16 protein-coding genes and 1 pseudogene are annotated in these 23,397 nt (G+C 68.8%); 10 read left to right on the forward strand and 7 right to left on the reverse strand.

What is annotated here, in order from left to right:
• Nucleotides 1-79: 79 nt before the first annotated feature.
• Nucleotides 80-2,107: a hypothetical protein gene (locus MJ797_RS10930; protein ID WP_239334207.1), complete on the reverse strand. Its 2,028-nt coding sequence runs from the start codon at nucleotides 2,105-2,107 to the stop codon at nucleotides 80-82.
• 88 nt (nucleotides 2,108-2,195) lie between these two features.
• Nucleotides 2,196-3,407, reverse strand: coding sequence for an aminotransferase class V-fold PLP-dependent enzyme (locus MJ797_RS10935; RefSeq protein WP_239334208.1), 1,212 nt, complete (start codon nucleotides 3,405-3,407; stop codon nucleotides 2,196-2,198).
• 716 nt (nucleotides 3,408-4,123) lie between these two features.
• On the opposite strand from MJ797_RS10935, the gene MJ797_RS10940 reads away from it, so the two are divergent.
• The 5 genes from MJ797_RS10940 to MJ797_RS10960 all read left to right on the forward strand — a co-directional run bounded on the left by MJ797_RS10940 (nucleotide 4,124) and on the right by MJ797_RS10960 (nucleotide 8,154).
• A complete protein-coding gene (locus tag MJ797_RS10940) occupies nucleotides 4,124-5,482 on the forward strand; it encodes a S1 family peptidase (protein WP_239334209.1) in 1,359 nt (452 codons plus the stop codon).
• 254 nt (nucleotides 5,483-5,736) lie between these two features.
• Nucleotides 5,737-6,531 (forward strand): hypothetical protein, encoded by a 795-nt coding sequence (locus MJ797_RS10945; RefSeq protein ID WP_239334210.1) that lies wholly within the window; start codon nucleotides 5,737-5,739, stop codon nucleotides 6,529-6,531.
• A 172-nt stretch (nucleotides 6,532-6,703) separates the two neighbouring features.
• Entirely contained in the window at nucleotides 6,704-6,934 is a 231-nt protein-coding gene (locus MJ797_RS10950) for a hypothetical protein (protein WP_239334211.1), read from the forward strand.
• Nucleotides 6,921-7,223: a hypothetical protein gene (locus MJ797_RS10955; protein WP_239334212.1), complete on the forward strand. Its 303-nt coding sequence runs from the start codon at nucleotides 6,921-6,923 to the stop codon at nucleotides 7,221-7,223. Before MJ797_RS10950 ends, MJ797_RS10955 begins: the two co-directional genes overlap by 14 nt.
• A gap of 43 nt (nucleotides 7,224-7,266) precedes the next feature.
• Complete coding sequence (locus MJ797_RS10960; protein ID WP_239334213.1) at nucleotides 7,267-8,154, forward strand: 2-dehydropantoate 2-reductase; 888 nt, start codon at nucleotides 7,267-7,269, stop codon at nucleotides 8,152-8,154.
• An 83-nt stretch (nucleotides 8,155-8,237) separates the two neighbouring features.
• On the opposite strand, the gene MJ797_RS10965 is transcribed toward MJ797_RS10960, so the two are convergent.
• The 3 genes from MJ797_RS10965 to MJ797_RS10975 all read right to left on the reverse strand — a co-directional run bounded on the left by MJ797_RS10965 (nucleotide 8,238) and on the right by MJ797_RS10975 (nucleotide 14,365).
• A complete protein-coding gene (locus MJ797_RS10965; protein ID WP_239334214.1) occupies nucleotides 8,238-10,805 on the reverse strand; it encodes a G8 domain-containing protein in 2,568 nt (855 codons plus the stop codon).
• Between the two features lie 345 nt (nucleotides 10,806-11,150).
• Entirely contained in the window at nucleotides 11,151-12,434 is a 1,284-nt protein-coding gene (gene lhgO, locus MJ797_RS10970) for an L-2-hydroxyglutarate oxidase (RefSeq protein WP_239334215.1), read from the reverse strand.
• Nucleotides 12,435-12,532: 98 nt separating this feature from the next.
• Nucleotides 12,533-14,365, reverse strand: coding sequence for a glycoside hydrolase family 15 protein (locus MJ797_RS10975; protein ID WP_239334216.1), 1,833 nt, complete (start codon nucleotides 14,363-14,365; stop codon nucleotides 12,533-12,535).
• Nucleotides 14,366-14,697: 332 nt separating this feature from the next.
• Between MJ797_RS10975 and MJ797_RS10980 the strand changes: the two genes are divergently transcribed.
• Both MJ797_RS10980 and thrS read left to right on the forward strand, forming a co-directional pair.
• The gene (locus tag MJ797_RS10980; protein WP_239334217.1) at nucleotides 14,698-15,138 is read left to right on the forward strand and encodes a hypothetical protein; all 441 of its coding nucleotides are present in this window, start codon (nucleotides 14,698-14,700) and stop codon (nucleotides 15,136-15,138) included.
• A 166-nt stretch (nucleotides 15,139-15,304) separates the two neighbouring features.
• Nucleotides 15,305-17,329: a threonine--tRNA ligase gene (gene thrS / locus MJ797_RS10985; RefSeq protein WP_239334218.1), complete on the forward strand. Its 2,025-nt coding sequence runs from the start codon at nucleotides 15,305-15,307 to the stop codon at nucleotides 17,327-17,329.
• Between the two features lie 75 nt (nucleotides 17,330-17,404).
• On the opposite strand, the gene MJ797_RS10990 is transcribed toward thrS, so the two are convergent.
• A complete protein-coding gene (locus MJ797_RS10990) occupies nucleotides 17,405-18,670 on the reverse strand; it encodes a DUF5925 domain-containing protein (protein ID WP_239334219.1) in 1,266 nt (421 codons plus the stop codon).
• A gap of 104 nt (nucleotides 18,671-18,774) precedes the next feature.
• Nucleotides 18,775-20,289: an NAD(P)/FAD-dependent oxidoreductase gene (locus MJ797_RS10995; protein ID WP_239334220.1), complete on the reverse strand. Its 1,515-nt coding sequence runs from the start codon at nucleotides 20,287-20,289 to the stop codon at nucleotides 18,775-18,777.
• Between the two features lie 358 nt (nucleotides 20,290-20,647).
• Between MJ797_RS10995 and MJ797_RS11000 the strand changes: the two genes are divergently transcribed.
• From MJ797_RS11000 to MJ797_RS11010, 3 genes and pseudogenes are all read left to right on the forward strand, one after another.
• Nucleotides 20,648-21,895 carry a cytochrome P450 gene (locus MJ797_RS11000; RefSeq protein WP_239334221.1) on the forward strand — a complete coding sequence of 416 codons (1,248 nt, stop codon included), beginning with the start codon at nucleotides 20,648-20,650 and terminating at the stop codon, nucleotides 21,893-21,895.
• 228 nt (nucleotides 21,896-22,123) lie between these two features.
• Nucleotides 22,124-22,237, forward strand: a pseudogene (locus MJ797_RS27460) (Scr1 family TA system antitoxin-like transcriptional regulator); the annotation flags it as partial.
• A gap of 22 nt (nucleotides 22,238-22,259) precedes the next feature.
• Nucleotides 22,260-22,916, forward strand: coding sequence for an HAD family hydrolase (locus tag MJ797_RS11010; protein ID WP_374581958.1), 657 nt, complete (start codon nucleotides 22,260-22,262; stop codon nucleotides 22,914-22,916).
• Nucleotides 22,917-23,397 lie beyond the last annotated feature (481 nt).

Below are 23,397 nucleotides of genomic sequence, written 5' to 3' on the forward strand. Positions count from 1 at the left end.
CCCCAGCCCCGCTCCTTGATCCACGCCCCTGTTGCCGGGCGTTCTAAGAGCGCCGGGCAACAGGGGTGGATGAGCGTGCTCATCGGCTCCATCGCAGTTCCAGGGAGCCGCGTCCGTCCGCCATGTCCGTGAACGCGTCGAGATGGCCCTCCATCCGGTCGCCCACGCCGATGGCCCGGACAGCCCGCGCGCAGGCCGGAGAGGTGGGAGAGGTGGGAAACGACACGAACACCTGGGCCTCGTCGCTGCCACCAAGCACGGTCAGCAGGACTCGGCCGGCGGCCACGGGCGCGAGGGACTCGTCGACCATGCGGGCTATCGCGCTGCGAGCCCCGGCCGGTACAGCGCTGAGATCTCCGCGCAGCTGGGTCTCGATCCGCAGGCCCCGGCGCTCAGCGACGGCGATCACATGCTCGAGGTCCAGGACGGTTGTACCAGTGATCATCCGGCGCAGGGTCGCGGCCTGGGCGGCACAGCGGCCGCGCACGGCCTCGTCCGCCGGGTCGAGCAGACCGTCCGCGATCGCTTGGACCAGCGGCAGCGTACGGGTCGCGAGCATGTCCCAGCGGCGGGCGCGGTCGGCCCGGACCGTTGCGGCGGAGATCTCCAGCGCGTTCAGCTCAGCCTCGGTAGCCACGATCCGCGCGACGGTCGGGCCAGCCGCGGCCATGGCACGGCGAACCACCATGACCGCCAGCGGCGGGACCCACAGCCCCCACGTCACCGCGGCCAGCCGGGTGAGTGCCAGTGGCCCCGGGCCGGCCTCACGCAGGGCCAGCACGCCAGCCACAACCGTCACGGCCGTGGTACCGAGCAGGGCCTCCCTGGCCGGGCGGTTCGCCGCCGTCGCAACCAGCAGCCAACCGGCACCGAGCAGCGCCCAGTTGGCGAAACCGACCACGTTGTAGCCACGGCAGGTCAGGCCGACCAGAAGTTCCGTGAGCACCGCGGTGGTCAGCAAAGCTGCGGACTCCCAGCCCCGCAGACCTCGCCGGAGCAGGACGGTGGCGGTGGCCACGGCGAGAACCGCCAGCGTGAGCCATAGCGCCAGCGAGAGCGCCGGCCAGCGGTAGCTGCTCACCATGGTGACGGCCGGCAGCAGCACCGCGGCGTGCCAGCAGAGGACGAAGACGGCAACACCGCGGGCCAGCCCGGTCTCGTAGCGGGTGCGGATGAGCTGGCCACTGTCACGGGTGAGCGCGGCCCGCTCGGCCTGTCCGGCGTCCCATGCCGCTGCCGGCAGGCCGTGCCCGCCGTGGGTACCGGCGGCGCTGTCCCCAGGCGTCCCCCGGGCCAGGAACGCCTCCAGCACGGACAGGTCACGTGCGCAGCGGGCGCGGACATCGGCGGTGGGCACCGCCGTGGTTCCCTCCGCCCCGGCCGGACCGGTGGGGTGAACGGCGCCCATCGCGATTCCGGTGAGGGTGTTGACGAGCGTGTCGTGAACAAGGCGTTCCTGCTCCCGGCGGTCCTGTGCCCGGGAGCGAACGATCGTTGCGATCCGGTACCGGCGTATCGCCGCGGCGAGGTCGACATCGGCATCGACGGCATGGGCACGGACGGTCCGTACGGTAAGCGCCCAGGCTGTCGTGATGACCGCGAGCAGCACCACGGAGCGGGCCGGCACCCCCGGGGCCGGCCCGGACGGCCCCACCATGGCCGCACCGGCCCAGTACGCCGCCGCGACGCTCGCGACGGCCGGCACCGCGGCCCGCACCGGCAGGCACCACGCCGCCGTCACGGTGGCTCCGCCGACAGTGACATAGACCCAGTTGGCCGCGTCCCCAACCGTCGTGGGCGGGATCATCAGCGCGCCGAAGCAGGCCAGCGGTCCGGCCAGGGCGAGCTCAAGCAAACTGGCGCGCGGGTCGAGGCCACGACGGGTGAGAAAGATCACGACGAGCACGGTCCAGGCGGCCGCGGCAAGCGGGCCGGCGAGCGTCCACGGGTGCGACCAGGTCCACGACCACCAGATCGCGACCTGCGCGAGGCTCAACACACCGGTGAGGACACGGAACAGCACGGCCGCTTGGACCATGACCGCGCCGTGCGATATGAGGGCGAAGCCCTTCGGGGCTGGCGGCGGTGCGTCAGGTGGCATGGTCACGCCGTCCTCGGCCGGTCAGGTCTGGCTACAACGCCTGCTATTTCAGCAAACGTGACATTCAGCTTCCACGACGCGTTGCCGGTGGTTGTCAGCGGGTCCGCGTGAACCTGTCCAGGGCGTCCGCGAGGGCCTCGATCTCGGCTGGGTCGCTGTATACGTGCGGGCTTGCGCGCAGGAGCGGGCCGGTCATCTCCCGGGGGGCGCGGCTGGTTGCGAAAGCGCTGGTCAGGATGCCAGCTTCGGCGTAAAGACGGTCGCGGACCGCGTGCGGATCCACCCCGGGCGGCGGGACGAGCGTGACGATTCCGCTGGGCTCGGCCAGCGGCTCACCCACCCGCCAGCCGGCCACCCCGTCAAGCCGCCGCCGTGCCAGCGTCCCGAGCGCCGCGATCCGCCCCGACACCACCGCCGTCCCGGCATCGACAAGCTCGCCCACGGCGTGCGCGAGACCCACCCTGGCGGCCGCGGCAGACTCGCCGATCCCCAGCGCGGCGATGCCGGTCAGCGGGACGGGCGGTCCGTGCCCGTCCCAGCTCGCCGTGTGCAGGCAGCGGGCCGGTGCGGCCAGCCGTTCGATGATCCGTGCCGATATGGCGAGAACACCCACCCCCCGCGGCCCGCACAACCACTTGCGGGACGTCCCGACATAGGCTGCCGCGCCCAGCCCGACCGTCGGTACGTGCCCCAGGGACTGCGCGACGTCCAGCAGGAGCGGGACGCCCGCGGCGGTGGCGCGCGCGGCGACCTCGGCGGCCGGCTGGACGATCCCGCGCTGGGAGGGCACGTGCGGGAAGGTCACCAGATCCAGGTCAAGGCCGGCGGGGCCGTGGCGGTCCAGGGCATCGAGGTCGATCCGCCCGTAGCCGTCCACCGGCAGGTCGATCAGGTCGATGCCGTCGCGGGCCGCCCGCGCGGCCAGCACCATCGCGTTGGACCCGAACTCGCCGGGCACCACACCGATCCGGCCACCGGCGGGCAGCGGCCAGGCGTCGACAAGCGCGGCGAACGCGGTGGACGCCGAGTGGTGGAAGGTCACGTCGCCGGCCGACAGATCAGGACCGAGCAGGTTCGCGAGATCCGCGCGTAGCTGTGCCAGCGGCTCGCTGTGGCGGATCTCGGCGACGTACCCGCCGGCCCGGCTCTCCTCCGCCAGGTAGGCGCCTGCCGCGGCGATGGTGGCCCGGCTCATCCGCGCGCACCCGGCCGCATCGAGATGAATGATCTCACTGCTGTCGCGGGCGGCTTGCCAGCGCGTCGCCAACTGCTCGAAGGATGTTGCCGGCATGCCCGGAAGTCTCACGCGGGTGAGCGTCGCATCGATGCGCCGTGACTCCAACCCGGAGCCCGCCCTGTTCCGCTCGTTGAGCGGCTGTCTCGTGCGGCTGACGCCGCCGGCATCGTTCGGGGAAAGATCGAATACAAAAAAGTGTGCGGATGATAGACGTTCTTTGCGCCGCTACCTGCGGGTTTCCATATCCGTGGAGATCCTGGCCGCTATCCCCGGTTGCGCGCTGGAGCAGCGGCCGGCTGTAGAAAATATCTACAGATTAACAACTCTGCGATTGATGTAGTGTGCGTGCGGATGCTTGCTGGCAGTATCTGTCCGGTGCCTTTCGACGCTAACGGATGGGCATGTACAACTTGCTTGCCCCACGGCTCGATTTTCCGGTAACTCAATTATCCGTACTGGCGCCGCGCTGTGCGCGGTCTTTCTGGTTGGACTGACTGGAGTCGACGTTCATGTCAGCTGGCATACGGCACTGCCTCCCCGGTGTTTGTCCCGCCCCGTCGGGTGACGATTATCAGCGTTCGTGGCCGTCGCGGCCGTCAGGGGAAGGCCGGCTGGCCGTGGCTCTGTAGTCCGCTGATCTGCGGCGATGCATTCTTCCGCTCCAGTGGCTGTGTTTCTCGTTGGCGGCGCACAGCTTTCACCGAGCCGCTTCTCCTGTTCATGCGCACAGGCGTCCGTGGGCCTCCCGCCAGACCGCCCCATTACCCGGGAAGGGTGGAACGACGATGCGAGACGATCCGGTCAGGAAGTCGGCAAGGAGGGCCGGCGCGCGGCGCGGGAAACTCACCGCGGCGCTGGCCGCTCTCCTGGCGTTAGCCACTTTCACCGTGCAGCTCGGTGCGACGGCCACGGCGGGCGTGGTCGCCACCGGCGCCGGGACGGCATCGGGGCTGCCGGGCGCGAGAGGTGACGCGGTCACTCAGGCGTTCATCCAGACCGTGGGGGCCACGACCATCAGTAACCAGGAAGCGCTCTCCGTTTTCAGGTCCTGGATGATCGACCAGGCCGGCTTCGCTGACAGCGGCTATGTCGGCTCAATCGACGACCTGGCGCGCAAGGCGATCACCATCATGTGGTACGGCCCCCACACACCCCTGCTGTCAGCGATTGTCAAAGAGGGCGAGCGGCGTGGCATCGCGGTGTCCGTCCAGCGGCGTGCACACAGCTTGCGGCAGATCCGCGCGGCTACCAACGAGATCTGGCAGCAGGCGGCCGCAGGTGAATGGGCCGGGTTCAAGATTTCATTCATCGCCGCTGTCGGGGCGACGGATGACGATATCACCGTCAACGGGACCTACACCGCGGCCCCGGCGGAGCGGCGCGCACCGCAGGTGCGGTCGCGGGCTACGGCGGTCATGGGGGTGCCGGTGCATGTCACACCAGGTGTCAGCGCTGACACGAGCACCGGCCGTGACGACGACTTCGCACCGTTCAACGCGGGTGGATACATGCTCAGCCCCTCCACCGGACACACCTGTTCCAGCGGGTTCGCTGTCAACCTCGGCGGGACGTCCAACACGACGACCGCACGTCACTGCAGCGCGGACGACTATCAGGATCGAGCCGCGTCGAACAGGTACGGCACCGGCGTGCGCACCTCCACGGACGGCGGCGGCCGGGTGCTGAGCGCTACCGGGGCGGCCTTGGCATTCGACGGGGCATACAATTCCAATAACTTCTGGAAGACCGTCATAGGCTACGCTGACCTGGGCGTCAACGACTTCGTGTGCACGGGTGGCGGTAACTCCGGCGAGCATTGTAACATCAAGGTCACAAACCTGTTGGTGTCATTCAATGATGGTAGCGGGTCGTTTTCGACCATCGAAGGTGTCCAGCAGTCGAGCGGTGCGATCGCGCAGATCCAGGGTGACAGCGGCGGCCCGGTGATCTCGCTCGCGAGTACGTCGTCCGGGCAGGTCCGGGCGGCCGGAATGATACAGGGTTTTCTGGGTGCGGGCATGACAGGCTCCGCCTGCGGCGCGGTGTACGACGCGGGTGGCAACAAGTGCAGCACGAACGTCCTTTTCTCGTCCATGCGGACGGTCGTCAACGGCATCCCGGGCGCGTCACTGCGGACCGGGTGACACCGGCCATCCCCGACAATCAGGCGGCGTATCGGCGTTTTGTAGCGATCGCTGATCGTTCATCCCGCAAGAATGAGGTGGGTAACGGCGTCATAACGTTATAATCGGGTCTGACGTCCCCCAGGCAGGGGAAGGACCGCGATGCTCCGCCACCTCCTGGCTGAACCCGGCGAGCGGATCGCCCAGGTCTCCGGCTGTCCGCGCACCCGGTGCGGCGCGCTCGCGTTCCTCCCCCGCCCGCGCCGCACCGTGGCTTGCCGCGACCACCTCGGCGAACAAGGAGCGAGCACGGTGACCTCGAACAGCTCTTGGCATCCCGCGCCCAGGAGGACACCGATCCGGGCGCTGTCGTGACCGCCATCCACAGCAGCTTCCGCAGCAGGCGGCAGCGCCGTGCCCGCAACCGCACCCTCGTCATCGGCGGTCTGGCCGGGGCTGCCATCGTCATCCTGGCCGCTGTGCTGCAGACATGGGCAACGCCACCCCGGCCGGCCACGACCGCCCAGCCGGGCGCGGCAGGAACGCGGGCCGCGGCAAACGGCTGCGTGTCGCTCTCCCTGCGACAGACACTGGCCATAGCGGGGCAGGGCGGCGCATCGGTGCTTGTCGCCAGCGGCTCGCTGACCGGGGAGACCGTCATCGACGGGCAGGCGTTCCATCAAATGATCATGCATTCCGTGCGGACTCTCAGCGGCCCGGTCATCACCTCGGACAGCACGGGCTGGATCGGCAGCGCCAGCGGGGCCGTGGGGCCGATCCCCGGCGCGGACGCGGGCGCGCTGTGGGGCACGGACGGGCGTCTGTTCGCCATCGCCTGGCCGGCGCGGCAGACGGGCACCGCGGTCGGGCCCGTCCTGCGCATCGCCCCGGTCGTCCACGATCAGGTGATCTTCAGTTCGGCCGGCTGTTGGGACATCACGGACCTGCCCACCGAGCCGTACCACGGCCCGCTCGCGGAAATCCCGGGCAGCAACTCGTATGCCCGCGCGGCCCCAACCGGCTTCCACGCGGTTGCGCTGACGGCCGTCGAGCAGATGCTGGCCAAATGATCATCCTGGATGCTCGCGAGCGGGACAGCGACGGGTCGCCCCGCGCCTGTGGCGCGAGCGCCCGGCCCAGGCGCCATGGCTACTTGGCCATTGTGGTCACCGCGTCTCCGTCTCCACTGGTGTGCCGCCACCCCGCCGTGACCGTGTGATGGTGCGTCATATGGTGTGTGGCATGCCGAACCTGAACGTGTCCGTGCGGGCCGCGACCCTCCAGCAGGCTCGCGCCGCGGCGACCGCCGCCGGCATGACACTGTCGGCGTGGGTGGACAAGACGCTGACTGAGTCGATCTGGACCGCTCGGTTCGCCCGCCAGCGGCAGCGCAACACCGCGCTGGGCGTCACCGCGAGCTACCTGGTGGCCGAGTACGCCCGGCTGGAGGAACTGCGGCGTGCGGCAGGGTGAGGTGTGGGCGCGCGTCGACGTCCTCGCCCATGCCCTGATCGTCTCCGCGGACATGTACAACAACGCCGGCACTGGACGGGTGATCGTCTGCCCGGTCATCCCCGGTGACCCGCTGCCGCATGACGACTACACTGCCGACGCCTGTATCACCGACCCGATCCCCGGTACCGTCCTGCCCGAGCTGGTCGCCTGGCTGCCGACCTCGGCCCTGTCCCACCCTCTCGGCCCGATCCCCGAAGACGCGTGGCTGCGTGTCGACCAGATCCTGTGCCGCGTCCTGGGGCACTGACGGCAGAAGGCCCCTGACGACGGAAATGGGCTGATCGACGACAATGGCGGGACGGCTGGCGGTCGTGGGCGTGGGTGCGGTCGGCGGGTTCTTCGCCGCCCGAGCGGCGGCCGCGGGGGCTGACGTACAGCTCTGCGTGCGTCGGCGGTTCGACGAACTGGTGCTCCGGGGCCCTGACGGGGTGTTCCGCGCCGAACTGCCCGTCTGGACCAGCCCCGAGCATGCCGAGCCCGTCGACTGGGTGCTGCTGGCGACCAAGGCCCATCAGAACGCGGCGGCACTCACGTGGCTGACCCGGCTCGTCGGTCCGGACACCGTCGTCGTGATCGCCCAGAACGGTGTCCGGCAGGCCGAGCGGGTCGCGGCGGTGGTACCCGCGGAGCGGGTGCTCCCCACCGTCGTCTACATCAACGCCGAACCGGTCGCGCCCGGTGTGGTCGAGCACCGCAACTACGGGTTCCTGCATGTTCCGGCCGGCGCCCTCGCCGACCGGTTCGCCGGGGTTCTGCCCAGCGCGGGGCTGGTGCGACCGGTGGACGACTTCGCCGTCGAGGCCTGGACGAAACTGACCGCCAACACCGCGGCAAACTCGCTCACAGCGCTGACCGGCCGGCGCCTGGAGGTGCTGCGCCGGGACGACATGGCCCGGCTCGCGGTGACCATCATGCGTGAGGCGGTCGCTGTCGCCCACGCCGACGGTGCGGCCATTGCCGACGAGCTGCCGGAACTGATCATCGAGCGGCTGCGTGACCAGCCCGCCGGGTCGGGCACATCGATGCTCTACGACCGGTTGGCGGGGCGCCCGCTGGAACACGAGGCCCTGATCGGCGCGGTGGTGCGTATCGGCGCCGAGCACGGTGTCCCCACCGTGGTGTCGGCGCACATCCTCCCGCTGCTGGCGGCCATCAGCGACGCCGCGCTGAGCCGCTGAGCGGCTGAGCCGGGTCGCTGGGATGGCCCCGCGGGCCTCCGGTTACGCGGCCAGATCTGGTCGCGTAACCGGAGATCAGAGCGTTACCCGATGGTCCAGTACTGGTCCGCGTTGGACAGGCTGCGCAGGTCACCGCCGTTGCCGAACGTCACGCCCGTCCCGCCGACCTCGATACGCAGATACAGGTTTCCGCCGGAGACGAAGTACTGACCGTCCTTGCCGATGCTGGCGACGCTGGACGCCATCTTCACCGGGACGTCCTGGCCCCAGAACTTGAAGCTGGCCCTGGGTGCCGACCTGCCCGCCCAGGGGATGACCAGGTCGACAAAACCCGGATCGGTCCCGTGGATGTCGAAGTCGAGCGAGCTGAGCGTTCCCCCGGACGGTGGGGTCACCTGGTAGCGCTGGCCTTCGACCACGCCGACGGTGCCGCTGTAGCCGGTGACGCCGTCGGTGCGCTTCCACGTCCAGTGGTCGTCGACCAGGCCGAGGCGCAGGCGCATGAAGCCACGGTCGAGCGGGCTCCAGGTGCCGAAGTCCGCGCCCTGGAAGTAATCCGGACCGACTCGGCTGTAGATGGTCCTGTCCGCGGGTGACCGCAGCAGCGCGGAGTCGTTGTGGATGATCGCCGGTACTCCGTCACCCTTGACCGAACCGTCGAGATCGGCGAACCAGTGTGAGTGGCCGGATTCCGCCGCTTCGAAGTACGGGCTGTTGCTGGCGAACAGGGTGCGGTACCCGTCGCCGAAGAACTTCAGCCCCTTCACCCGGTTGGTCGCGTCCCAGGTGCTCGCGCCGATGTCGCTGATGGCCGCGAGCCCGGGATCCGCTCCGGCGGCCTGCTTGAAGTTGGCGAGCCAGGTCCCGTTCGTGTCGCACTGGCCGTGATAGAAGCGGATCAGCGCCTGGATATGCCCTGTCTCAGTACCGGTGTTGGCGGTGTTGTTGCCGATGAGCAGGCCGTTGTTGATGGCGGTGTCCTGGCAGTTGAGGGCGATGCTGTTGTTCGCGGCGGTCGGGTTGTCGGTCGTGAGCGCACCGTCGATCCACAGTCCGAAGCCCTCGTTCTTCCACACGTTCGGATTGATCATCCGGCCGCGCCGGGTGAAGTCACCGTTGTAGGCCTCGACGCTGATGCCCGAACCCGGGACGCCTTCCGCCGGGAAGTCGGCGGGGTGGATGGTGTGTGAGTGGGCGGTGCTGTTCTGGTTGAGACCGAACGGTTTGTCGACCGCGTCGTGGATCGCGTCGTCGCTGGCGTTGCCGGGGTCGACCGCGTTCATGTCGAAGTCGTACCAGATACCCACGCCGTCACCGCCGGCCGCGGAGTTGCCGCTCAGGATGTTGTTCGGATCGGTGATCCAGAATTCCGACGGGATCTGGTCCGACGCGCGTAGCGGCCTGGTACCCGCCGGGACCTGATGGACGCCCATCACCAGGTTGTTGGTCAGTACGTTCCCTTCCTCGACACGATCTTCGAGGAAGAAGCCGGCGCCGTAGGTCTCATCGGCCACCACGCCGTTGACATGGACGTTGTTGCTCCGGTGGATGGTGACCATGCGGTTGAAGCTGTCGATGATGCTGACGTTGTCCACCAGCGAGGCGCTCTGGTCGCCGGCCCAGTGCCAGTGGATCGGGTAGCGGGCGAGTACTCCGAACTGGCCCATGTGGTCGAGTTCGGTGTTCGACATGCGCAGCGTGCCGCCTTTCATGATCATGACATGGCCGCCGAACTTCGTCGCCGCCGCGTTATCCGGGCCAGTGATGACGATGTTGTGCGACAGCAGGCCGACCTCGGCCCGCTCCTCGACCGAGCGGGTCTCGCCGCCGGAGGTCTGGGCGGTGACTATCGACGCGTGCCGGTGGGCCAGCGGCCTGTCGATCGTGATCGTTCTGCCGTCCGCGGAAACCCCGGCGACCGTGACACGTTCCTTGTGGTTCACGTCGAGGTCGGAGGAGGCGACGACGATCAGATCGCCGGTACGCCACGACACGGGGTCGATGAGCGAAAGAGTGGTGGCACCAGTGTTGGCCGTCTGTGACAGTTTCGTCCAGGTATGGCCGGAATCCCTGCCGTGGATCTCGATGCGGCCACCCATCGAGCCCAGGACGTCCGCGCCCATACCCATCGTGTTGTCGGTCGGGCGCCCGTCGAGGACGAGCCTGATGGCGCTGGTGAGCGGGGCACCTTCGGTGCCCATCCAGAAGCTTCCGTGCACCATGATGTAGGCCGTGCGCAGTGTCGTCGGCCGGTCCGCGAAGGCGAGGTCGCCGTCGACCTCCAAGCCTCCCAGTTTGGGTACGTCGACGTCGACGAGTATCCGTCGGCCCGCCGCGACCGTGACGACCGCACCGGCGGCGGGGACTGTGCCCCCCCACGTCGCGGGATCGCTCCACTTGGCGAAGGTGCTGAAGTCGGGTGGGGCGATCCCGGGCTGGGCCGGTGGCACCGGTACTGTCGCGACGCCCTCCGACACGGTGGTGGACGCGCCGGTGGCGTCGGGGCTGTGGCTGGCGGTCGGGCTTGTCGGAGCGGTCGGATTCTGACACGCTGCGAGCGCGGACAGCAGGCCGATAATGGCGACGCCGGCCGCCGTCATCGTCGTTCGGCGCCGGCTGAATCGGCGGCGTCCGCCAAGAACAGGGAACATCTGGCTACTTCCCTACTTTACATTTGGTGACCGGTCGACGTTCTGACTGCCCCCCCGATCACGTAACGTGACCATGAGCATCATGATAGACCAACAGGTCAAAGGCACTGTTTTGGGATCGAGCCGTAGTTGCGGCGCCATGCACTGGGTGGCGGCCGGGTGACTATGTGACGGGCGCTCTTGGAGCGCCCGAGGACAGGGCTGTCCGGCTCGCGGCTCCCCGCGTCCCGCCCGGCCGCGTTGTCCTCAGTCGGCGCCCAGCACCAGGGCGCCTTCCTCCGCCGCCTTGCCGGACCGGGCGCGGATGAGCCGCTCACTGATCGAACGCCCTGTCCTCGGGCGCTCCTACGCGGCTGGTTCCGGGACGACCTTGCTCACGATGTGCTCGGCGATCGCCAGTGACGCGGTGGCACCTGGTGACGGTGCGTTACGGACATGCACGATCCGTCCGCGGATCGACAGCACGAAGTCATCCACCAGGCTGCCGTCGCGGGCGACCGCCTGCGCGCGGACGCCCGCGGGACCCCTGACGACATCGGCGGCCCGCAGCTGCGGGACATACCGGCGGGCCTGTGCCACGAACGCGCGTCGGCTGGCCGTCCACAGGATCTCGCGCGCCCCGGTCCGCCAGTGCGTGCGGGCCATCTTGTGGAAGCCTGGCCAGGCGATCGTCTGACGCAGGTCCGATCCATCGACGGCCAGGGCTGTGTACCCTTCCCGGGCGGCCGCGAGCACCGCGTTCGGGCCGACCAGGACCTCGCCGTCCACCCGCCTGGTGAGGTGGATGCCGAGAAAGGGGTACCGCGGGTCCGGCACCGGATAGATCAGCCCTCGTACCAGCTCCCGGCGTTGCGGCCGCAGCAGCCAGTACTCGCCCCGGAAGGGGATGATCCGCGGCGAGGGGTCCTCGCCGGTGAGCCTCGCGACCTGGTCGGACTGTAGCCCCGCGCAGGCGACGACGAGGCCGAACGGCCCGGCTGTCTCGGACACCTCCGTCACCGTGCCGCCAGCCCTCGACGCGGCCGCGTGGTTTCCGTTGGGGGTCACCCGGGCCGTCCCCCGCACCCGGAGGCCCAGGTGGACACCGTCACCGCGGTCGTCGACGGATACGACTTCGGCGCCGGTGCGGACCGACCCGCCCGCGTCCCGCACGTCGTCACGCAGCGCACGGGCCACGGCCTGGTAGTCCACGATCGCGGTCGTGGGGGAGCGCAGCGCGGCCACCCCACGGGCATGCGGCTCGTAGCGACGCAGGCCGTCCGCGTCCAGCATGGTCGTGCCCGGGACGCCGTTGGCGCGCGCCCGGTCGGCGATGTCGGCGAGCCTGCCCAGCTCGCTGTCGTCGACCGCTACGACAATCTTGCCGCATTCGTCGTAGCGGATGCGGTGGGCGGCACAGTACTCCTTCAGCAGCGCGACACCGCGCCGGCACAGGGTCGCCTTCAGCGAGCCGGGCTGGTAATAGAGCCCGGCGTGAACCACCCCGCTGTTATGCCCGGTCTGGTGGCGGGCGACGTCGTGCTCCTTTTCGAAGACCGTGACGGTCACGCCCGGATCGACCTGCCCGATCCGCCGGGCCACTGCCAGCCCCACAATCCCACCGCCGATGACCGCGACCCGACCCGTCACGTGTGCTGCCCCCTTTGGTTGTCTGCCACGATTGGTGTGGCCCGTACCCAGTATCGGCGGATGCGGACGGGCGGTTCGTCCTGGCGGATCCCCGCCGGCTACCCGAAGAAGTGGCCGGGAGGGTATGCCCGGTCGGTGCGGGAGCGCGGCATGCCCCGGAGCGCGTCCGTCAGTGTCCGCGCGGTGTTGACCAGCGGCACATGGCTGAACGCCTGGGGGAAGTTGCCGACCATGCGCCCCAGCCGCGGGTCGTACTCCTCGGCCAGCAGCCCGACGTCGTTACGCAGGGCCAGCAGCCGCTCGAACAGCTCCTGGGCCTCGCGGACCCGGCCCGACAGCGCGTAGTTGTCGGCGAGCCAGAAGGTACAGGCCAGGAACGCGCCCTCACCAGCGGGCAGCCCGTCCACGGCGCCGTCGTGGGCGGTCGGGTACCGCAGCACGAAGCCGTCCTCCATGAGCTCACGTTCGATGGCGGCCACGGTGCCGACGACCCGTCGGTCCGTCGCGGGCAGGAAGCCGACCAGCGGCATGTAGAGCAGGGCCGCGTCCAGTTCGGTGGAGCCGTAGAACTGCGTGAAGGTGCCGCGGTCGGCGTCGAAGCCACGGACGCAGACCTCGTTGTGGATCTCGGCTCGCAGCGCGCTCCAGCGCTCCAGCGGTCCGGGCAGGCCCGACTCGGTGATGCCCTTGATCGCTCTGTCGGCCGCCACCCAGGCCATCACCTTGGAGTGCACGAAGTCCCGCCGTGGCCCGCGTACCTCCCAGATGCCCTCGTCGGGCTTGCGCCACCCGGTCTCCAGGAAGTCCATCAGCTTGGTCTGCAGGGCCCAGGAGTCGTCGTGACCGTCCACATCGGTCGCCATCCGGGCCACGTGCAGCGCATCGAGCACCTCGCCGTAGACGTCCAGCTGGAACTGCTCGACGGCGCCGTTGCCGACCCGTACGGGCGCGGAGCCCTCGTAGCCGGGCAGCCACGGCACCTCGTATTCGGTGAGCCGGCGCTCACCGCCGACCCCGTACATGATCTGTACTCGGGAGGGGTCACCGGCCACCGCGCGCAGCAGCCACTCCCGCCATGCGGTGGCCTCGCTGGTGAACCCGGCATCGAGCAGCGCGAGCAGGGTGATGGTGGCATCACGCAGCCAGCAGTAACGGTAGTCCCAGTTGCGGACGCCGCCGATCATCTCCGGTAGCGACGTGGTGACCGCGGCGACGATGCCGCCGGTGGGCGCGTACGTCAGCGCCTTGAGGGTGATCAGGGAACGCCGGACCGCCTCCTGCCACTGCCCGTCGTAGGTGCAGCCGGCCATCCACTCCGCCCACCACGACTCGGTGAGGTCGATCGCCCGACGGACGTCGATCAGGGTGTGCGCCGGCCGGTGCGAGGGGCACCAGGTCAGGGAGAACGGCACGGACTGGCCGGCGGAGACGGTGAACTCCGCGTAGGTGGCCATGTCGTGGCCTTCCATCGGCGCGGTGGTACGCAGGGTGACCGCGTCCGGCCCGGCGACCGCCACGATCGTGTGGTCATCCAGCCGCCGCACCCATGGGACGATCGAGCCGTAGTCGAACCGGATGCGGGTCTCGCTGCGCATCCGCACGTTCCCCTCGACGCCTTCGACCAGCCGCAGCACGATGTGCTCGCCTGACCTCGGGTACATGGCGTCGACGATGCGCACGGTTCCGGTCGCCGTGGTCATGTCGGTTTCCAGGACAAGGGTGTCGCCCCGGTAGCGGCGGCTCACCGCGAGCACGGGACCGACCGGAGCGATCTTCCAGTGGCCGGAGTCCTCATCGCCGAGCAGCGCGGCGAAGCAGGCGGTCGAGTCGAACCGCGGCAGGCACAGCCAGTCAATCGAGCCGTCCCTGGAGACCAGCGCGGCCGAATGGGTGTCGCCTATCACCGCGTAGTCCTCGATACGGGAGGGCACGGTCTCTCCGGGGTTTCTTGGGGCCTGCGACGACGCGAGGAGGTCGCCCCGACAGATCGCCTCGCGATCCCCGCTGGTCCCCCATGCTCACGTCGTCCCTGGCCGGCTTGGACAGGTCGGTGTGATGAACATCCCTCGCGTTTGCGCGGGCAAGAGCGCTTACCTTAAGGCCTCATCGAAACGGCTAACGTGAGGGGCACGCCGTACTGGTGGCGATCCGGTTACGGATCAAGATCAGGATTGTCGCTCGCCGCTGCCGACCCCAGCTGACCATCGTAACCGATCACCCCAGCCGCTATCGTTTCTGCCGGATCTCGTCCGAAGGAAGGCTCGTGACCTCGCAGGACGTCCCGGACATCGCTCCACGGGCGACGGTCCGGCGCTCACCTGAGCCGGCCGCGGCGCGGTTGGTTCGGGCCCTCGTCGACCGGCGTCACCGGCGCTGGGTACTGCTGGGCGGGCTGGCGTTCGCCGCACTGGCCGCTTTTGGCGTGTATGCCTCGGTCGCCGGACCCCCGCCACGGATCGAGGCGGTGGTCTACTTCACCCCCACCGCCACGGACGCGCAGAAGGACGCGGTCCGCGCCGCGTGCCCCACAGCTGGCCAGGCCGTCCAGGAGGCGCGTGATCACAACACGGCCCAGTCCAGCCGCGTGTACCCACTGCGTTACAACGTCACGTACGCCTCGCCAGCGGACAAAGCCATGATCTATCGGTGCGTGCACGCCCAGCCCAACGTGATCGGCATCAGCGAGTTCACGGCCGGGGAGTGACCCGCCTGGCCGCTGTGCCAGCGGGCGTGCCTACGCTGTAGATCATGTGAGTACGGCGGCGGGCACGGACGGACCTGGACAGCGAAGACGCGTTACCCAGCCTCTAGGCTATGGGCAGCAGCTGTCACAGCCTGTCCCGGCTGTACCGATCCAAGGAGACGTCGAAGTGCCTGCATCTCGTTCCGAAGCCGTGGCCGCGCGCGCCGTCGTCCCGGCCGGGACGACGGCTGCCCAGGCGATCGCCGCCGCGAAACTGCCGCTCGTCGGGCCCAACGCGATCGTCGTGGTCCGGAGCCCTGATGGCGTTCTGAGAGATCTCGACTGGGCTCCCGACACCGATCTCGACGTCGAAGCGGTGCCGATGTCCAGCCCGGACGGGCTGCGCGTGTTGCGGCACTCGACCGCGCACGTCCTCGCCCAGGCGGTCCAGGAACTTTTCCCCAAAGCCAGGCTCGGCATCGGCCCGCCGATCGAGAATGGTTTCTACTACGATTTCGACGTCCTGAAGCCATTCCAGCCAGAAGACCTCGAGCGTATCGAGCAGCGCATGCGCGAGATTGTAAAGGCCGGCCAGCTCTTCCGGCGGCGCGTGTTCCTGTCTCCGGCGGCGGCGCGGGCCGAGCTCGCCGACGAGCCCTACAAGCTGGAGCTGATCGACGTCAAGAGCGGGCTTGATCTCGGTGAGGTCATGGAAGTCGGCGGCGGTGACCTGACTGTCTACGACAACATAGACCGGGTTACGGACAAGGTCTGCTGGTCTGATCTGTGCCGCGGTCCGCATCTGCCGAGCACGAGACTGATTCCCGCCTTCACGCTCACCCGCAGTGCCGCCGCATACTGGCGGGGCAGCGAGAAAAACCCCCAGCTCCAGCGCATCTACGGGACCGCCTGGCCGACGCGCGAGGCGCTCAGGGACTACCTCCGGATGCAGGAGGAGGCCGCCCGGCGTGACCATCGCCGCCTCGGTGAGGACCTGGATCTGTTTGCGTTCAGCAAGGAGATCGGCAAGGGGCTGCCGCTCTGGCTGCCAAACGGCACGATCATCCGGGACGAGCTCGAGGGATGGGCGCGCGAAACCGAGCGGAAGCTCGGGTACAAGCGGATAGTGACCCCACATATCACCCGAGAGGATCTCTACTATCTTTCGGGGCATCTGCCGTATTATAACGAAGACCTCTACTCGCCCATCGACATCGAGGGTGAGAACTACTATCTCAAGCCGATGAACTGCCCGCACCATCACATGGTCTACAAGGCGCGGCCGCACAGCTATCGCGAGCTGCCGATAAAGCTGGCCGAGTACGGCACGGTCTACCGCTTCGAGCGGAGCGGGCAGCTGCACGGATTGATGCGCGCGCGTGGTTTCACCCAGAACGACGCGCACATCTACTGCACCGCCGAGCAGGCGAAGGACCAGTTCCTCGAGGTCATGCGGATGCACGCCGACTATTATCGGACGCTCGGCATCACCGACTTCTATATGATCCTGGCGCTGCGCGATCCGTCGAACACGGCGAAGTACCACGACGATGAGCGGATGTGGGCGGATGCCGAGCGGATCACGCGAGAGGCGATGGAGGAATCCGAGATCCCGTACGTCGAGGAAATCGGTGGGGCCGCGCATTACGGCCCGAAGGTCGACTTCATGATCCGTTCTGTGACGGGTAAGGAGTTCGCGGCCTCGACCAACCAGGTCGATCTCTATACACCCGATCGCTTTGGGCTCACCTACCACGACTCCGACGGGTCGGAGAAGTCGGTGGTCGTGCTCCACCGAGCCCCGCTCGGCTCGCACGAGAGATTCGTCGCATATTTGATAGAGCACTTCGGCGGGCTTTTTCCCGTGTGGCTGGCGCCAGAGCAGGTCCGCGTCATCCCGATTTCCGACGAGCTGCTGAGTTACGCGAACGAGGTGCGGGACAGGCTCCTCCAGGCGGACCTGCGGGCTGATGTCGACGTGAGTGACAATCGGCTCAACGCGAAGGTGCGGACCGCGATCACACGAAAGATCCCGTTCGTCGTGGTTGTCGGCCGACACGAGGTGGCGGACTCGTCGGTGTCCGTGCGGTACCGCTCCGGCAAGGAGGAGCGTATGCCGCTGGACACATTCGTTGACCAGGTGCGGGAGCAGGTCCGGGTAAAAAGCCTCGCGGGGTCCGGCTACCTGCGGCGGGAAGCCACGACGGAATAGCGGCGAAGACGGAATAGCGGCGCAACAGCGCAACAGCCAGCCACGGCCGGCGCCGGGTTACCGGCGGCCGGGCCGTCACAGATAGAGGCCGGAATGCGGGTCCGGCCGCGTGCTCCGCACCGGTGCCCGGCCGTCGCGGAGCGCGAACAGTTCGGCCAGCGTCATCGTCGGCCCGACTCCCTGCGCGGTCCCGAGCCAGGTGACGGCCTCGCCGTGGGGCAGCGGTCCCACCTCGACCTGGGCCAGGCACCTGCCGGGACGCACGATTGCCGGGTGCAGCCGGACGAGGTCCTCGTTGGTGGTGAGCGCGACAAGGACGTCCCGCCCCTGCCCGACCAGGCCGTCAGTCAGGTTGAGCAGCCGTGACAACGCCTGCCCCGAGGAACTCCGGGTGTCGCCGCGGACGAGCTCGTCGCAGTCCTCGATCACCAGCAGCCGCCATCGCCGCCGGACACCGCCCAGCTCGGCGGCCGGTGCGGTGCCGCGGTCGCCGGGCACCGGATCCAGCGCCCCCCGGCCAGGGCCTTCGCCATCGTGGGCATGGTCATTATCGTCGGAGTCGTCCTCGTCGCTGTCGAAGCCGATCGCGACCTCCATCAGGTATCCAGGGTCGGCGAACAGCGCCTCCGGGTCCAGGACGCAGTCGACCTGGCACCAGCGTCGCCACTCGTGGGCCAATGCCCGCAGGACGGTGGTCTTTCCGGTGCCAGCCGGTCCGTGCAACAGAATCAGCCGGCCGGCCAGCGCCTCGTGCCGGACAGTCATGAGCCGGTCCAGCGCGTCGCGGGCGCTGCTGGAGTAGTTGTCCCGGATCGAGGCCCACGACGTCGTGGCCGCCTTGCGGGTGGTACGGGTCGGGCCGCGGCGCGCGGACATATACCAGAAGCCCATCGTAACGGCGCTGTCGACGTCCGATTCGGCGACGGCCTCGCGCACAACTCCGCTGAGTACCGTGCGCGCCAGCTCTTCACTGACCGCCGTCACGGTTACCTCACCGCCGCCGCCGCGCCAGCGCACCGCGCGCAACGTCCAGCCGTCGCCCGCGGCGAGCCGTGAGTCACGCGAGTCTTCGATTACCGTACGTAGTATTCTGGCATCGGGTGGCAGCAGGGACGCGCCTGAGCGGAGACGGTCGATCCGGGCGCTGTGCGCCCACGGCTGTTCCCCCGTCGTGAACGGGGCCAGCGCGAGGGCGTCGACCACATCGTATGGCGTGTCCGAGTCGTCCAGGCCGACCACGAACGGAAGCCCGGTAGCGCGGCCCGCGGACTCCGGCGCGGTGGTGGCCGCGGTGGTGGCCCAGTACTCCGGCTGTGAGGCTTTCTGATGAGGGACGGGCACACCACCGATAGTCGACGACCAGCCTCGCCGGCACCACCGACTTTCGGTTTTCGCGGCGGGACTGTGGCTACGTCACCAGCTGGCGGCGATGGTCGATATTTTGATCATGTGGAGCCAGGGCCAGGGTGGTGCTGGGCGGCGGGCGGCACCCGCATCGGCTGGAGCGGGTGTGCCCGGCCATACCGGAGGACTCCGGCTATCACGGTGGGCCTGAGCAAGGCGGTGGGAGCGTCCACGAGGTTCAGCCAGTTCATCAGCGCACGGGCCACGGCGGCATCGCGATGCGCGGCGATCTGTACCCGCTCCCCGTATGCCCCGACCAGCCGGCCACGTAGGCCGCGCCGCCCCTGGACGCCGGGATAGCGCAGGTCGGCGCCGGTCGCCAGCTCCCAGGCCGCGTCCACGAGACAGCTGGCCTGTCGGTAGAAACGGGCCGGCAGATCCGGGCCGGCGACCCGCAGGCAGTTCCGCAGGACCAGCGCCTGCTGAGCCGCCACGGTCATCCCCTGGGCGTAGAGCGGATTGAAGCTGCAGATCGCGTCACCTATGGCGAGGAACCCGGCGGGTGGGTTCCGCAGGCGCTCGTAGCGCCGCCGCAGCGAGCCGGAGAACCGGTGGGGGACCGGGTCGGTCAGCGCGTGTGCCGAAGAGATCAGATCGTGGATGTCGGGTACGGGCAGCGTCCGGGCGAACGCTTCGAAACCGTCGGGGTCCGCCGGCGGATGGTCTCCGAGCATGCCGGCAAGCGTTATCTGCCAGCGTTCACCCTCCAGCGCCACGGCGCCACCGCCGCGGGACCCGGGCATCGTGGAAACGATGATGGAGCGCTGCCCGTCACGGTCTTTGGGATCACGCCGGTAGAGCCGTGACGCGTAGCCGAGGTCCACGTCGACCCGCTGTTCCAGCGGCCGGGGCAGGCCGAGGGCGGTGAGCCAGTCCGCACCGCGGGAGCCACGCCCGGTCGCGTCGACGACGAGGTCCGCACCGACGAACTCCGCCCCATCGGCGGCCGTGGGCTCCGGCCGCAAGCCGTCGGGAGCGCTCCGCCCCGCCCGGACGATCCGCACGCCGATGATGCGTGCGCCCGCATGGGGAGCCGCGACAAGCCCGGTCGCCACTGCCCGCTGGACGAACTCCACGCCGGGCATCCCACGCAGATTCGCCTGTATGACGGCTTCCAGCAACGGCCTGCTGGCAAGGAGCGAGATCAGTCCGGTCTCGGTGGGGTGCACCCGTAGCCCCCGCAGGTACCAGCGGGAACCCACCAGCGTCTCGATCGCGGGAGCGCCCCTCGCACCGAGTTCGGCGGTCAGCCCGGGAAACAGCTCCTCCATGATCTGGCGGCCACGGTCGAGCAGGCCATGCAGGTGCCGGCCCTGGGGGACGCCGCGGCGTGGGTCCGCGGTCACCAGAACGTCCCGTTCGAACACGGTGACCCGGTCGAAGCTTTCCGCGAGCACGCGGGCCGCGAGCAGCCCGGCGATACCGGCGCCGAGGACAACCGCGTGGCCACGTTCGCCGCCGGTCGCGGCGGCCGGGGCGGGCCGAGCCCGGGACAGATCATCAGCGTCGGTCCCGCGTCCTTGGCCCGGCTGCCGGACCGTCCCGCCGTGTGCCATCACGCCTCCGTGGCCGTCATGTGCTCGCGCCGGTATCTGGGAGCGCTCGCATCGATCTTATTATCATTCTTTTACACGGCCCCTCGGTTATCGGATGCTCCGATAGATCTATTTGTCGCCACAATAACCGGAAGGAATGCGACTCGGCCGGGAGGGAGTTCGTAAGGAATGTGTCGCGTCAGGTAAACGAACCGTTCACCGCGGTGCCGGCCGGCTCTGTTGATATATTACTTTACCGGTCGATCCGACACGCTCGCCAATGTCCGTCCAGACGTCGGCGCCGGCGTATCAGGCCCTGCCGTCGGCGCTTGTGCCCGGCGACCGGAGAAGTGCCGAAGAATCGTGCGAGGGAGCCGAAATGGATCTGGCGACCACCCCGGCGCGGACGCGGAACGACGCTGCCGTACCGCCTCTCCTGGATGAGCTGTTCGAGCCCGCGAACCGCGCCGACCCCTACTCGCGATACCGGGCCCTGCGAGACGCCGGGCCGCTGCACATGTCAGCCTTCGGGCTGCACCTGGCAACCCGTTACACGGACTGCGTCACAATCTTGCAGAGTGCGGACTGGGGCCATGACAAGGAGGCGGAGCAGCTGCACCCCACGATTCCGGCAGCCGCCTTCCCCGACACGTTCCTGTGGATGGAGCAGCCTGATCACACTCGGCTACGCGGCCTGGTCACCAAGGGTTTCACCGCACGGCGGGTGGCCGAGCTCCGGCCACGTATCACCGCACTGGTCGACAGCCTGTTCGACGCCGCGCTGGACGCCGGCGAGTTCGACCTGATCGAGATGATGGCCTACCCGCTGCCGCTCACCGTGATCTGCGAGATCCTGGGCGTGCCCACCGGTGACCACCCACTCGTGCAGAAGTGGTCGCAGGCGCTTTCGCACGCGTTCGATCCGGACGTCTACCTGACCGCCGAAGCGCTTGCCGCCCGTAACGAGGCGCTCCCCGAGTTCGCCGCGTACTTCCGCGCGCTTGTCGACGAACGGCGGCGTAGCCCCGGAGACGATCTGATCAGTTCCCTGGCCGCGGTGGAGGAGCGGGGCGACAGGCTCACCGCGGAGGAGGTGCTCGGCACCTGTATCACTCTGATCATCGCGGGCCATGAGACGACCGTGAACCTGGTCGGCAATGGTTCCCTCGCCCTGCTGCGCAACACCGATCAGCTCGAGCTGTTGCGCGGGCGGCCGGAGCTGATTCCCCGGGCCGTCGACGAGCTGCTGCGCTACGACTCGCCCATCCACCTGAACACCCGTGCGGCCAAGCGGGAGCTCGTAGTCGGCGGCCGTACCTTCGCTCCGGGGGAAGGTGTGGTCGCTCTGATCGCCTGCGCGAACCGCGACCCGGACGCCTACGACGACCCGGACCGGCTCGACGTCACCCGCTTCTTCGGGGAGCGTCCGGTCTCCCGTCACCTGTCCTTCAGCCTCGGCCACCACTACTGCCTGGGCGCGCCGCTCGCCCTGCTGGAGATGGAGATCTTCCTCAGCGCGCTGGTGCGTCGCGTCAGGTCCGCCGAGCTGCTCAGCGCTGACCCCCCTTACAAGCCGAACATCCTCATTCGTGGCCTGGCGCGTCTGCCGGTCCGATTCCAGGCCTGAGCCCATCGTTTTCAGCGCGTAACGAACGCGGAGAGTGAGACCATGCATACATGGTCGGCGGCGCTCGAAGATTGTCGGCGTCGGGACTGCCCGCCGGCAGACCTGTTCCGCCGGGCCAGTGGATGCCGCACCTGATCGGCACTGCCCGGCGCGACGCTTGCACCCGCCAGCGCGCCCCCTTACGTAGGCTTGCCAGCGCCAGGATGCAATGCGCAGCAGTACGCTTTCGTGCGGGTTGCGGGTTGCGCGACGCAGCCGAACATCACCATCCAGGTGCTGCCCTTCACGTTCGGCGCCTACGCAGCCTTCGGCTACCCGTTCACGATCATGACTTTCGCCGGATCGATGGGCGAGGAGGAGACCGTTGCCGATCAGGTCCGTGTTTTTCGATGTGGGCGAGACGATTGTGGACGAGTCCCGGGAGTACGGGACGTGGGCGGACTGGTTGGGGGTGCCTCGGCACACGTTCTCGGCCGTGTTCGGTGCGGTCATCGTCCGCGGGTTGGACTACCGGGAGGCGTTCCAGGTCTTCAGACCTGGTTTTGACCTACGCCTGGAGCGAGAGCGACGGGCGGCGGCGGGACAGCCGGAGGCGTTCGGAGAGGAGAACCTGTATCCCGATGCCCGCCCGTGCCTGGCCGCGCTGAGGGAGCGGGGCCTCCGGGTGGGGTTGGCGGGTAACCAGACTGCCCGAGCCGAGGCGATTCTCCGCACGCTCGATCTGCCGGTGGACGTGGTTGGCACGTCGGACGGCTGGGGGGTGGAGAAGCCATCGGCTTCGTTTTTTGATCGGGTTGTCGCTGAGGCGGGCTGTCGCGCGGAGCAGGTGCTCTATGTCGGTGACCGGTTGGACAACGACATCAGGCCGGCGCAGGTCGCTGGTTTGGCGACGGCGTTGGTTCGGCGCGGGCCGTGGGGGCACATTCTCGACGATCCGTCGGTTGCGGACCGGTGTGTGTTTCGGATCGGCTCTCTGGCCGAGTTGCCTGGCCTGGTGTGTAAGCACAACGAGGCTGGGTAGTCAGCCGGGCCTGGAGATCGGTCCCGCGACGGCGAGTTCCTTTGTGGTGCAACGCGGCGACGATCAGGTTCCGGGCGCCATCCGGATCGCGGCGGAACCCGGGGACGAAGGCCATGTGGCCGAGGACCGCGGCGGCGAGAGTGTGATCGCCGGCCTTCTTGCTGGCGGTGAGCGCTACGTCGTAACAGCGGGCAGCGACGGCGGGCTGTGCGAGGTCGAAGAACGCCAGCCGTGCGGTGAGCAGCGCCGACTGGGCCAACGCGCTGGCGTGAGCGGCGCGTTGCCCGCTGGCCGCGCCGCGGACGAGGTCGACGCCCAGGTAGGTGTGCGAGTAGGCGGCCCTCGTAAAGCAGCCGCGCAGGCGCGGTCCAATACAACTCGCGCTGACACTGCGCGATCTGCGTACCTTCGGAAGCGGCGCGGAAAACCCTGGCAGACGACACCTGGAGGGTCCCGGCGCTGTCAGTGGCCGCCTTTGCGG

The organism is Protofrankia sp. CiP3 (genome assembly GCF_917627345.1).
Classification (GTDB): domain Bacteria; phylum Actinomycetota; class Actinomycetes; order Frankiales; family Frankiaceae; genus Protofrankia.